Source organism: Herbaspirillum huttiense (assembly GCF_047300815.1).
In the GTDB taxonomy this organism is placed as follows: domain Bacteria; phylum Pseudomonadota; class Gammaproteobacteria; order Burkholderiales; family Burkholderiaceae_D; genus Herbaspirillum; species Herbaspirillum huttiense_A.
Window position 1 is genome coordinate 5,040,543 of the sequence record NZ_CP178608.1, and the last position, 12,558, is coordinate 5,053,100.

The following is a 12,558-nucleotide window of genomic DNA, read 5'->3' on the forward strand; positions in this document are numbered from 1 at the left end:
ACAGGTTTCAGTGCAGCCGGTCGAGGCGGTTTGCGCTGGCCAGGAAAGCGATTTGCCGCGCAGGTCCGACCTGGCCTGGCCTCAAGGATGCAACGCCAAGCCCTTGGTAGCTTTCTCCACCCCCTTCTTCGGGCCGCGCAAGGCGATGCCGACCAGGTCCATGTTGTCGGCATCTTCTGCCAGGAAGACCTGGCGGTTGGCCTCGTCATGCCCGGTGGCAAACATCGGGAAAACATAGGCGGCCATCGTCAGCTCGCGCGCCAGCCCGGTGCGATGGGCCGCCTGCAATCCGGCCAGGTCGGCCTCGAAGATCAGGATGGGCTGGCCGCACAGGCTGGCGTAACGCTGGCCGCTGGCGTCCACATAGGGCGCGCCCAGCGACTCCGGTGCAGATGCGGCAATGCCGGTAGCCAGGAAGGCGGTGACGTTCAGGCGCTGCCACATGGGCAGGTCATTGCGCACCAGGATGGCGATTTTGGTATCGAACATGCGGTTTTCCTTGAGGACACTTGACCCGCCGCATCTTAGGAAACCGCCTCAGTCCCCGGCTAGAACGTTTGTGCAGGCACGGCGATAAGCCGCCGGCGTGATGCGGTAAGCGCGCCGGAACCATCGCCCGAGGTGGCTCTGGTCGGCAAACCCGGTATCGGCCGCGACCTGCGCCGGGTCCGCACCGCTGGCGAGCAGGCGGCGCGCTGCACGCAGGCGCAATTGCACCAGGTAGGCATGCGGCGAACTGCCGAAGGCCGCACTGAACTGGCGCGTCAGGCGAAAGCGATCCAGTCCCGAACAAGCCACCAGATCCTCCAGGCTGAGGTCATGGGCCAGGTTCGCATGCATCAGTTCACGCACTCGTTGCAGCGCGGGCGAGGCGGCCGCACTGCGCCCGCTGCCGGAAGCGCGGATCCTGCCCGCCAGCAAGACCAGCATGCGGTCCAGCGACTCGTCACGCGCCAGCCGGCCCTCACGCAGGTGCAAGGCGAGGAAGGCGCGGTGGATGGCCTGGGCCAGGGGCGCGTCATCATGCAGGGTCTGGTCAAAGGCGGCAAAGCGCGACACGGCGGGCAACTGCAGATGCTCGGCCATGGCGGCCAGCCAGGGCTGCGGCAGGTAGAGCATGGCGTAGGTGAAGCCGCTCTCGTGCGGCGCACGGCCGTCATGGATGGCGCCGGGCTCGATGAGGATGGACTTGCCCGGGGTGCTCACATGCAAGGCACGTCCGCAGCGAAAACGCTGCACGCCCTGCAAGGTGACGCCGACCAGCATCTCGTCGTGCGCATGGGGATCGTAGGCATGGCCGGAAAAGTGCGCGCTGATGCTCTCGATGCCGCTGTCGTCGTCACGGCGCAAGTCGACCCATTCGGTCTGCAGCACGCGCGGGGCAACTTGATGCGGTGTGGAAGGGATGTCCATGGCCGAATTCTAGCCCCGGACGGCCGCGCGGGGCACAATCTCGTCCCGCCCACCGGGACTTCCTGGCACATTTCCTGCTTGATGAGAAGTGTTGCAGCGGCGCCGCGCCGCCTCATCCGGCTATCGCCGCACTGCAACAAATCCTTTACCATGCGCCCCTGCGGCGGCTGCCGACGACAGAAGGCAGCCGCACACCGATGGCCGATCCGGCTTACCCGCCGGCCTGGCCATTGACGTGACGCGTTCGTTATCCACGATTGATGATTGGTATTGCCATGACGACTTCCACTGCGGATTCCTCGCCTTCCACCCCCATTGCGTCGACCCCGTCCGCGCGCGCCCCGGCCGCGCCTGCCGTGCGCCACAGCTGGATCGACAATCTCCAGGGCCAGCTCTTCGGGGTGGTCATGATCGCCTTCGGCATGTCCATGCTGCATAGCCTGGGCCTGATCATCGGCCAGATCGCCGGCGTGGCCTTCCTGGTGACCTATGCCACCGGCATCAGCTTCGGCATGGCCTTTACCCTCATCAACCTGCCCTTCTACCTGCTGGCCGCCCTGCGCATGGGCGCGGCCTTCACCTGGCGCACGCTGGCGGCGGTCACGGCCGTATCGGTCCTGACCAACGTGGCCGGCAACTACATCAGCTACAGCCATCTCGATCCCGCCGTCGGCGCCGTGCTGGCCGGGCTGTGCGTGGGCATTGGCCTGATCGGCCTGTTCCGCCACCAGGCCAGCTGCGGCGGCATGAGCATCCTGGCCACCTACGTGCAGGAACGTACCGGCTTCAAGGCCGGCTGGCTGCTCATGGGCTTCGACCTGGCGCTGTTTGCCACGGCGGCCCTGTTCCTGCCGATGGATCGCGTGTTTTATTCGCTGGTCGGTGCCGTCACCATGAACGTGTTCGTGGCGTGGAATCATCGCTACGAGTGGTATATCGCGCGCTAGCCCTCGCACCGAAACGGCCGCCGGCGGAGCGATTCCATTACAATCCGGGTCGTCCATGCATCGCGCCAATCCTGCGCGCGATGCGGCCAGCCCCCGTGATTCTGAGCCCTGCCCGCCATGAGCCAAGTCCTGAACTACCTGATCACCGCCCGCCGCTGCGAAGTGGAGGAACTGCAACGCCTGGCGCGCACCTGCCAGCTGGTGCTGACCGTCGGCAAGCTGATCCATTGCCTGCAGCAGGAACGCGGCATCTCCAACATCTACCTCGGCTCGCACGGTGAGCGCGATGCCCAGGTGTGGCAGGAGCGGGTCGCGGCCAGCCAGGCCGCGCAAGGGGAATGCGAGACCTGGCTGGAATCGGTCGAACACGACAACGCCCTCTCCAACGGCGCCCGTCTCTATACCCGCATCGCCTTCGCCCTGCACGCGCTGGAGGGACTACCCAAGCTGCGCGCCGACGTAGCCGCGCTGGCCTGCACGCCGGCGGCCAGCTACGAGCGCTTCAAGACGGTCGTGGGCGCCCTGCTGGCGCTGGTGTTCGAAGCCGCCGACGTGGCGGTGGATCCGCAGATTTCGCGGCTGCTGGTGGCGCTGTTCAACCTGATGCAAGGCAAGGAATTTGCGGGCCGCGAACGGGCCGCCGGCGCCGCCGCGTTTGTCACGGGCAAGATCACGCGCGAGCAGGAACAGACCATCGAAACCCAGATCGAGATGCAGGAGCAGGCCCTGCGCCGCTTCGAATCCTTTGCCGAAGGCTTCCGCAACGAATGGACGGCCATGCAGGCCACGCTGCCCCTGGCCGATCTGGAAAGGCTGCGCCGCAAGCTGCTGACCGCCCACGGCCGGCCGCTGGACCCCGAGCTGGCCGACACCTGGTACCAGTGCTGCTCGACCCGCATGGATGGCCTGCACCAGGTGGAGATCCACCTGGCGCAATACGTGCAATCCCAGTGCCAGGACAAGATCGTCGAATTGCAGAAGACACTGGGCGACCAGGCCCAGCTCTTCAGCCAGGAGGAGGCGCGCGATCCCCTCGAAGCCTTCTCTTCCAGCCTGGAAGGCCAGCCGCTGCCGGATGACTCCTTGCGCGCCGGCGTCGGGCCGCACCTGACGCACTCCATCGTCGATATTTTGCGCAGCCAGTCCGAGCGCCTGCAGAACCTGACCCAGGAACTGGCCACCGTGCGCGAGAGCCTGGAAGAACGCAAGCTCATCGAACGCGCCAAGGGCGTGTTGATGATGAAGCAGGGCCTCAACGAAGAGGCGGCCTATCGCCTGCTGCGCAAGCATGCGATGAACCAGAACCGGCGCATCGCCGAAGTGGCGCAGGCGATCCTGTCGCTGACCGAAATCCTGCCGGACACCTGATCCGGCGTCCCTTTCCGCGCTGGTTCAAGCAGCCAGCAATCGGCTTTCGATGTGACGCTGCCCGGCCAGCGGCCGCCCGTGCGCCCGCTGCAAGGCATCGGCCACGCCCAGCAGCCTCTGGTCGCTGAAGGCCGGACCGAATACCGTGATGCCCCAGGGCAGGCCGTTCTTCATGAAGTTCATGGGCGTGGCCACTGCGGCGTAATCCAGCATGTTCATGAAGTTGGTGTACCAGCCCAGGTCCGAATTGCGTTGCACCGGCTGCTCGCGCAGTTCCTCCAGCGTCACCGGGCGCGGATAGGCCGGCGTCACCACGCAATCGACGGTAGCGAGGATGCGGTCGCATTCGGCCTTCAGTTGCTGCAGGCGATATTGGGCGCGGAAAGTATCGACGGCGCTGAACTGGGGCGCCTTGCGCAATACGTCACGAATGACCGGCAGGATCTCGCCGGGCCGCTCCTGCAGCAGCGCCTCGATGGTGCTGTAGCGTTCAGCCACCCACGGACCTTCATAAAGCAGGCGCGCTGCCTCCAGGAAGGGACCAAAATCGATGGACACGGGCACGGCGCCGATGGCTTCCAGTTGTCCCATCGCTTCCACGAACAGGGCCGGGCTCTCGCTGCAGCCGAGGAATTCCAGCTGGCGCGGCACCCCCACGCGCAAGCCTTTGCGCGGTGGCTGGAAGGCCGCTGCATCGTTGTGCGGCAGGTTGGCGCGGCTGTATTCATCGCGCTCATCAGGCTGCATGGCCTGCGTGCACAGGGCCAGCAGGTGGCTCGCTTCGGCCGCCGTGGCGGTGAAGAAGGTCACGCAATCGAGCGTGCGGCAGGCCGGCACCACACCGGCGGTGGAGAGCAACCCCTTGGTCGCCTTCAGGCCGACCAGATTGTTCAGGGCAGCAGGAACGCGGCCACTGCCGGCGGTATCGGTGCCCAGTGCAAAACTGCTCAAGCCCAATGCCACCGCCAGAGACGAGCCGGAGGACGAGCCGCCGGAAGGATAATCCGGATGCACGCTGTTGCGGCAAGCGCCATAGGGCGAACGCGTGCCGTTGAGGCCGGTGGCGAACTGGTCCAGGTTGCATTTGCCCATGGGGATCGCGCCCAGCGCGATGAGCTGCGCCACCAGCGTGGCGCTCTCGCGCGGCACATAGCTGAAGGCCGGACAGGCGGCCGTGGTCGGGATGCCGGCCAGGTCGATGTTGTCCTTGATCGAGAACGGCACGCCATACAGTGGCAGGCTGTGCGGGGATTGCCCCTCCAGTGCCTGCAGGTAGGGCTCGATTTCTTCCTCGCTCAACAGGTGGATGTAGAGCCGGTATTGCGGGTTGAGCGCCATGGCGCTCTCGCGCAGGCGGGCGATCACGGCGCGCGGCGACAGGCTGCCATCACGATAGGCCGCTGTGAGCGCATCGATGCGCAGGTCGAAGGAATGGATCATGCGGCCTCCGCTTCAGTGTTTTCCATGACCAGCACGCACTGTCCTGCACGCACCGGACTGCCCGGCTGCACCCGCACTTCGGCGACGATGCCCGCTTCAGGCGCGGTGATGTTGATTTCCATCTTCATCGACTCCAGGATCATCAGCAGCTCGCCCTGCGCCACACGCTGGCCGGGGCTGACCTTGACCTGCCACAGGTTGCCGGCAATCGGTGCATCCACCGCCAGCTGGCCCGCCTGCAGCGGCTGGTGCTCCTGCACGATGGCGCTGCTCTCCTCGCTCTCGTAGTTGGCCTGGCCGCTGGCGATCCAGCGCTGGCGTTCGGCATCGAAGGCAGCCTGCTGGTGCTGGCGGAAGGCAGCAATCCCCTCGGCTTCGCGCTGCAGGAACTCTTGGTAGTCCGCCAGGTTCAGCTGGGTCTCTTCGATGCCGACCTCGAAGCGGCCCAGCGGGAAATCGCGGCGGATGGTCTGCAATTCGTCGGCCGTGACCGGATAGAAACGAATCTGGTCAAAGAAGCGCAGCAACCACGGCTTGCCCCGGAAGGCCGCGACCTCACGATAGCGGTTCCACATCTGCAGCGTGCGGCCCACGAACTGGTAGCCGCCCGGCCCTTCCATGCCATAGATGCACAGGTAAGCGCCGCCGATGCCCACCGAATTCTCGGCAGTCCAGGTGCGCGCCGGGTTGTACTTGGTGGTGACCAGGCGATGGCGCGGGTCCAGCGGTGTGGCCACCGGTGCGCCCAGGTAGACGTCACCCAGTCCCATGACCAGGTAGCTGGCATCGAAGACCGTCTCGCGCACTGCACCGATGTCCTTGAGGTCGTTGATGCGGCGGATGAATTCCAGATTGCTGGGACACCAGGGCGCATCCTTGCGCACCGTGGTCATGTATTTCTCGATGGCGAGCTGGCAGGCCGGATCGTCCCAGGACAAAGGCAGGTGCACGATACGCGACGAAACCGTCAGGTTTTGGCGGGCGCAGACGGCGTCCCACAATCCGGCGATGGTCTCCAGCAGCTTTGGCAATGGCAGCGCTTCCGGCTGGTAATGCACCTGCAACGAACGGATGCCGGGGGTCAGGTCGATCACGCCGGACAAGGCCTGTTCTTCCAGCGCCGCGATCAGGGCGTGCACGCGGAAACGCAGCACCAGGTCCAGTTGCGGGCTACCCACTTCCAGCAGCAGGTTGGCATCGCCCGACAGGCGCGCCACCAGGCGCTGTTCATCCTGGCCCAGGTCCAGCACGATGGGTGAGGCCAGCGGTGCAGGCGACCAGTCCACCGGCTGGGCTTGCAGGCTGGCGATACCGGCGTGTGCGGCCAGGGCGATGCGGCGTGCCGTGCTCACGTCCACCGCAATGAAGCGCACCTTGTCGCCCGCCTTGAGCTGGCCGATCTGCCAGAGATCGGCCTCGATCACCGTGACCGGACAGACGAAGCCGCCCAGGCTGGGGCCATCCGGTCCGAGGATCACCGGCATGTCGCCGGTGAAATCGACGGCACCCACGGCATAGGGATTGTCATGGATGTTGGAGGGGTGCAGCCCGGCTTCGCCGCCGCTGTCACGCACCCATTCCGGTTTGGGACCGATGAGGCGCACGCCGGTGCGGCTGGAATTGAAATGGACTTCCCAGTCGGTGGCGAAGAAGGTCTCCATGTAGGCCGGCGTGAAATACTCCGGCGCACCATGCGGACCATAGATCACGCGGACCTGCCGCACCGTCTCCAGCGCAGGATACAGGTCGGCCGGCAAGACCTGGCCGGCCGCGGGCGTCTCATCGCCGGCCAGCGGCAGCAGATGCAGGATGTCGCCACTGGCCAGCGCGCGGCCCGCGTGGCCGCCGAACTGGCCCAGCGTGAAGGTGCTGCGGCTGCCAAGATAGGCCGGGACCTGCACGCCACCGCGCACGGCCAGATAGCTGCGCGCACCGGCCCCGCTGATGGTGCCGAGCTTCAAGGTACTGCCGGCCGCAATATGCAGAACGGTGGCCATGGGCTGGGCCACGCCATCGAGCAGCACCGGGATCACGGCACCGGTCACCACCACGCAGGCAGCGGTATTGAAGCGCAATACCGGGCCCATCATGGTCACTTCCAGTGCGGCCGCATCCTCGGCATTGCCCAGCAGGCGATTGCCCAGCCGCAAGGCGCGCTCATCCATCGGGCCCGAGGGCGGCACGCCGACCGCCCAGTAACCGATGCGGCCGGGATGGTCCTGCACCGTGGTCTGGGTGCCGGGTGACAGCACCTCCACCGTATCGGCGCGATAGACCAGTTGTTCCAGGCAGCGCGTCCACGGCTGGCCGCTGGCGAAGGGGACATCGTCGAGGATCTGGCGCAGGTAGTGCTGGTTGGTCTCCACGCCGTACAGCGCGGTCTCGCGCAGCGCAGTATTGAGCGCCACACGGGCTGCTTCGCGGGTGGGCTGCCAGCTGATGAGTTTGGCGATCATGGGATCGAAATACGGCGGGATCTCGCATCCGGCCTCGACCCAGGTATCGATGCGCAACGCCTTTCCATCGGCGTCCGGGAAATCGACAGCGGTCAGCAGGCCCGGGCAAGGCTGGAACTGGCGGCCCGGGTCTTCCGCATACAGGCGCGCCTGGATCGCATGGCCGCGCGGCTGCAGATTGGCTGCCAGTTGCGCCAGCGGCGGCAGGTCGCCGGCGGCCAGCTCGATCATCCAGCGCACCAGGTCCACGCCCCAGACCTGTTCGGTCACGCCATGTTCCACCTGCAGGCGGGTATTGACTTCGAGGAAGTAGAACTGCCCGGCCAGGCTGTCATAGACGAACTCCACAGTGCCGGCGCTGCGGTAGTTCACCGCCTTGGCCAGCTTGATGGCTGCCGCACACAGGGCGTCGGCCATGCCCTCGGGCAGGTTGGGGGCGGGGGTTTCTTCCAGCACCTTTTGATTGCGCCGCTGCACCGAGCAGTCACGCACACCCAATGCGATCACCTCGCCTTGGCCATCGCCGAAGACCTGCACTTCCAGATGGCGGGCGCGTTCGATGTATTTCTCGATGAAGACGCCGGCATCGCTGAAATTGTTCTGGCCCAGGCGGCGTACCGAATCGAAGGCATCGCCCAGTTCGGCATCGCTGCGGCAGACGCGCATGCCGATGCCGCCGCCACCGGCCGTGCTCTTCAGCATCACCGGATAGCCGACACGGGCTGCAGCGGCCAGCGCATCATCGATGCTCTCCAGCAGGTCGGTGCCTTCCAGCATCGGCACGCCCTGCTCACGTGCCAGTGCGCGCGCGGTGTGCTTGAGCCCGAAGATGCGCAACTGCGCGGGCGTGGGGCCGACGAAGGCAATGCCGGCCGCTTCGCAGGCTTCGGCAAAGGCCGCATTTTCTGAGAGGAAGCCATAGCCCGGGTGGATGGCCTGCGCGCCGCTGTCGCGGGCGGCGGCCAGGATCTTGTCCACGGCCAGATAGGTCTGGGCGGCCGGCCCTTCTCCCAGCGAGATGGCGCGGCCGGCCTGCAAGACGTGCAGGCTGCCGAGGTCGGCTTCGGAATAGACGCACACGCCGGTCACGTCCAGCGTGCGCAAGGTGCGCAGGATGCGGCAGGCAATGGCGCCGCGATTGGCGATGAGCAGATGGTCAAACATGGAGTGGGCCTGGAAATCCGGGTCGTCCCGTGATTCGAAAAACCGGCTCGCGGTCGTCCGCGAGGGGTGCACTACTGCGGTCGTTCAAGCGATGTGGATCAGTCCCACACCAGCACCTCGGCCGCCGTCGGGTTCCAGCCGTTGCAGGGATTGTTGAGCTGCGGGCAGTTGGAGATCAGCACGATGAGATCCTGCTCGGCGCGCAGCTCCACGTACTTGCCGGCCGCCGAGATGCCATCCTCGAAAGTGAGACCGCCCTCGGGGGTGACCGGCACGTTCATGAAGAAGTTGATGTTGGCGCCGATGTCGCGCTTGTTGAGGCGGCCATCATGAAGACAGGCACACAGGAAGTTGTCGCGGCAGCTGTGCATGTAGCGTTTGTCCAGCGCATAGCGCACGGTATTGCTCTCCTGCGCGCAGGCCCCGCCCAGCGTGTCATGGCGGCCGCAGGTATCGGCCACGATGGTGGCCAGTGCCCGGCCCAGGTTGGAATACAGCACGCTGCCCGCACCCAGGTAGGCGCGATTCTGGCGGCGCAGGGTGCGCTGGGGATCATAGCGTTCACGCGGATGGGTGGCGCTGTAGAACAGCGTATCGATGGCCTGGTTGCCTTCCAGGTCCAGCAGGCGCACGGTCTGCCCGGCGCTGAGGTTGAAGAGATAGGGTTCGCCGGCCGGGATCACGTGACGGAACACGGCTTGTTCTGGGGCGCGCTGGCTTTCGATGATGTGCATGTGAGTCTCCCTGGTTCAGAGATGGAAGCGTTCGGTGTTGTGGAAGGCGCGTTCGTTCTCGGGGCGAGAATGGCGGCAGGCATGGGTGCTGTCGTCGCTGTGGGTCTGCAGCCACGCCAGCCGGACCGGGCGCGGTGCGTAGTGCGGATGCGGGTCCATGGGATGCTGCAGGGCGGTCAGGATAATGAGCGTGTCCATCGGTGCGGCCAGCTCGATGAAGTCACCCGCCTTGGAATTGCCGGGCACGAAGTGGAAGACGCCCTCGGCATCCACGTTCACGCGCGAGAACAGGTTCACCACCATCAGCAGGTCCTGCAGGTCGAGGTTCCACTTGCCCATTTCCACCAGCAGGTTGTCGGCACCGTTGCGATGAAAGCCGTTGCGCAATTCCTGGTAGCGGCCCTGGCCGTATTTCTCGCGCACCTCTTCGGCATTGAGCACGCCGCCGAAGCTGTCATGCCAGCCGCAGGTGTCTTCGGTGATGGCCGCCAGCACGCGGCCCATGTCGGAGTACAGGCAGTGACCGGCCTGCAGGCGCGCCGTGTGCTGGCCCTTGAGGGTGTCGGGCAGGTTCAGGCGTTCGCTGGGCTGCTGGGCGTTGAGCATCATCATGCTGACGTTGGCGCCGCCTTCGATGTCGGTGATGCGCAGCGATTGCCCGCGCTTGAGGATGAAGGACGTATGGCCGCCGCCGGGCAGCAGTTCTTCGTAGAGTCTGGCCTGCAGGGCCAGGGGATCCTTGCTCATGTCAGCTTTCCTTTGCAGTGAGGAGGGAGGCCAGCTTGTCCGCCTGTTCGCGGGCACGGGCCTCGTTGAGGGCGATGTCGTAAGTGATGTGGGCGCCATAGGCCTGCGGGTATTGCGGATCGACGCGCACCTTGTCGAACACCAGCAAGCGCGTGCCCAAGGTGAAACCTTCGGAGAGGTCATGGGTGACCATGAAGACGGTCAGGCCGCTGTCCTTCCAGAGGTCCAGCAGCAGGGCATGCATTTCCTTGCGGATGCCCGGATCGAGGGCACCGAAGGGTTCATCCAGCAGCAGCACGCGCGGGCGCACGATGAGCGCCTGGGCAATCGCCAGCCGCTGCTGCATGCCGCCCGACAGGCTGCTGGGATACAGGTCCAGCGCGTGGCCCAGCCCGACACGATGCAGCAGCTGCGCCGCCTCTTCACGAGCGCGCCGCTTGGCACCGCCGAAGAGGCGACCCAGCAAGGGCGAGCGCGGCAGCTCCAGACCGATGGCCACGTTGTCCAGCACGTTCAGGTGGGGAAACACGGAATAGCGCTGGAACACCACGCCGCGCGTGGCATCTGGCTCGGCCGGGAAGGGCTGGCCCTGCAGCAGCAGTTGGCCCTTGCTGGGGCGCTCCTGCCCCAGCAGCAAGCGCAGGAAAGTGGACTTGCCGCAGCCGGAGGCGCCGACCAGGGTGCAGAACTGGCCTTCTTCCACGCGCAGGTTGAGGCGCTCCAGGACCACGTTCTGGCCGTATTGCTGCCACACGTTGCGAATCTCGATGTAGCTCATGCGCGGCCTCCTTCAGCCCAGGGGAAGAAGCGGCGGTGAATCGCACGCAGAGACCAGTCCATCAGCCACGCCAGCAGCGTGATCCAGACCACATAGGGCAGGATCACGTCCATGGCCAGGTAGCGGCGCACGAGGAAGATGCGATAGCCCAGGCCAGCCGTGGCCGAAATCGCTTCAGCGGAAATGAGGAACAGCCACGCCGCCCCCAGCGACAGGCGCAGCGAAACCAGCAGGCGCGCCAGCATCTGCGGCAAGGCCACACGCAGTACGAGCGTCCAGCTGTTGGCCCCGAGTGTCTGCGCCTTGATCAGCAGTTCGGCGGGGATGGCGCGGCCGGTGTGTTCGAGATCACGCGCCAGCAAGGGCGTGACGCCGATGACGATCAACATCACCTTGGACAATTCATCCAGCCCCATGACGATGAAGAGAATCGGCAGGATCGCCAGCGGCGGCACCATCGAGATCACGGTCAGCAGCGGCGAGAATCCTGCGCGCAGCACCGGGAAGATGCCGTTGGCGATGCCCAGCACCAGCCCGGCCACGGCCGCGATGCCCAGGCCCAGCAGCACGCGCTGCAGGCTGGCCAGGGTGTCGCTCCAGAACAGGTAGTCGCCGGTGCGCGGATCTTCCATGAAGGCCATGTGACGGACCGCATCGACCATCTGAGCGAGACTGGGCAAGAGCTTGTCATTGGGATTGTCGGCCAGGCGCGTGGCCGAGCCGAAGGCGTACAGCAGCGCCAGAATGAGGAAGGGCAGGAGCGTCAGCAGCCACTGCCCGGAGCGGCCGGGGTGGCGATTCAGGAAGCGCATGGCGCGCCTCCCTGTGACAAGGACCGAGGCAGGGACGGACGCAGCACAAGGGCTACGGGATGGAACCTGGGGTGGCGAACAGCGATCACGGGAAACTCCGGTCGGGGTTGAACAAAAGCAGGAGCAGCGCGGCACCTGTGGTGCAACTCTCTCCCGGGCTTTTGTCCCGCCGTGTAACCTCGACCGAGGTCGCCGGCTCTCGGACCAGTCATCTGCCTGCGGCAGACCGGAACCCTAGCCAGCTATTTGAACGTCTTGTGCAGCCGTCGGATGATCAGGTCATCGCCAGATCATCGGTGCGGGCTGCCCTGCATGTCATTGGATTTCAGCAAATTCCATACCATCAGCGCGCACGGCGCAGCCAGCGCAGCGCATGCGCAAGCACTTCAATGAGCAGCAATGAAGTGCGCATGCGGCCACATAGCGGCAGGGCCTGTGCGGCCTCGCTGGAAAAGGCGAAGGGAAAAACGGCAGTGTCGTGAGATCGGGTCATGGGCATGGTCTGCTCCTGCGAACATGGCCTGGCCGTCCAGGGATGGTTGCCGATGCCACGCGTGATGCATGCGCTTCATTTGCTTCGGCCCAAGTCGTCTTGGCTCGCCCACGGCGAGAACGACAATCTTGCATGCAAGATCCAGACCAGCCCTGCACGCTCTTGCGCACCCGGCGCAAACCCGCACCTGCACTGGCGCGCAGCCA

10 protein-coding genes, 1 pseudogene and 1 riboswitch are annotated in these 12,558 nt (G+C 65.6%); of the genes and pseudogenes, 2 read left to right on the forward strand and 9 right to left on the reverse strand.

Annotated elements, in window-relative coordinates; genetic code table 11:
• Positions 1 to 81 precede the first annotated feature (81 nt).
• Together ACLRDN_RS23120 and ACLRDN_RS23125 are read right to left on the reverse strand one after the other, a co-directional pair.
• The gene (locus ACLRDN_RS23120) at positions 82 to 489 is read right to left on the reverse strand and encodes a DUF2000 family protein (protein ID WP_413458175.1); all 408 of its coding nucleotides are present in this window, start codon (positions 487 to 489) and stop codon (positions 82 to 84) included.
• 48 nt (positions 490 to 537) lie between these two features.
• Positions 538 to 1,413: an AraC family ligand binding domain-containing protein gene (locus ACLRDN_RS23125; protein ID WP_413458176.1), complete on the reverse strand. Its 876-nt coding sequence runs from the start codon at positions 1,411 to 1,413 to the stop codon at positions 538 to 540.
• Positions 1,414 to 1,688: 275 nt separating this feature from the next.
• On the opposite strand from ACLRDN_RS23125, the gene ACLRDN_RS23130 reads away from it, so the two are divergent.
• Complete coding sequence (locus ACLRDN_RS23130) at positions 1,689 to 2,360, forward strand: YitT family protein (protein WP_413458177.1); 672 nt, start codon at positions 1,689 to 1,691, stop codon at positions 2,358 to 2,360.
• Between the two features lie 117 nt (positions 2,361 to 2,477).
• On the forward strand, positions 2,478 to 3,728 hold the full coding sequence (locus tag ACLRDN_RS23135) for a nitrate- and nitrite sensing domain-containing protein (protein WP_413458178.1): 1,251 nt from the start codon (positions 2,478 to 2,480) through the stop codon (positions 3,726 to 3,728).
• A gap of 45 nt (positions 3,729 to 3,773) precedes the next feature.
• Here the strand turns inward: ACLRDN_RS23135 and atzF are convergent.
• From atzF to ACLRDN_RS23170, 7 genes and pseudogenes are all read right to left on the reverse strand, one after another.
• Positions 3,774 to 5,165: pseudogene (gene atzF / locus ACLRDN_RS23140) on the reverse strand (allophanate hydrolase); the annotation flags it as partial.
• Positions 5,165 to 8,788, reverse strand: a complete 3,624-nt coding sequence (gene uca / locus ACLRDN_RS23145; protein WP_413458179.1) for an urea carboxylase — start codon at positions 8,786 to 8,788, stop codon at positions 5,165 to 5,167. The gene uca and the pseudogene atzF, both read right to left, overlap by 1 nt.
• 98 nt (positions 8,789 to 8,886) lie before the next feature.
• Positions 8,887 to 9,522 carry an urea amidolyase associated protein UAAP2 gene (locus tag ACLRDN_RS23150; protein WP_286866202.1) on the reverse strand — a complete coding sequence of 212 codons (636 nt, stop codon included), beginning with the start codon at positions 9,520 to 9,522 and terminating at the stop codon, positions 8,887 to 8,889.
• A gap of 15 nt (positions 9,523 to 9,537) precedes the next feature.
• The gene (locus ACLRDN_RS23155; RefSeq protein WP_039783237.1) at positions 9,538 to 10,269 is read right to left on the reverse strand and encodes an urea amidolyase associated protein UAAP1; all 732 of its coding nucleotides are present in this window, start codon (positions 10,267 to 10,269) and stop codon (positions 9,538 to 9,540) included.
• Between the two features lies 1 nt (position 10,270).
• Positions 10,271 to 11,047, reverse strand: coding sequence for an ABC transporter ATP-binding protein (locus ACLRDN_RS23160; protein WP_034333837.1), 777 nt, complete (start codon positions 11,045 to 11,047; stop codon positions 10,271 to 10,273).
• Positions 11,044 to 11,859, reverse strand: coding sequence for an ABC transporter permease (locus tag ACLRDN_RS23165; protein ID WP_413458180.1), 816 nt, complete (start codon positions 11,857 to 11,859; stop codon positions 11,044 to 11,046). The genes ACLRDN_RS23160 and ACLRDN_RS23165 overlap by 4 nt, the downstream gene beginning before the upstream one ends.
• A 148-nt stretch (positions 11,860 to 12,007) precedes the next feature.
• A riboswitch (guanidine-I (ykkC/yxkD leader) is annotated at positions 12,008 to 12,108 on the reverse strand.
• 94 nt (positions 12,109 to 12,202) lie between these two features.
• Positions 12,203 to 12,358, reverse strand: coding sequence for a hypothetical protein (locus ACLRDN_RS23170; RefSeq protein WP_413458181.1), 156 nt, complete (start codon positions 12,356 to 12,358; stop codon positions 12,203 to 12,205).
• Positions 12,359 to 12,558: the final 200 nt, after the last annotated feature.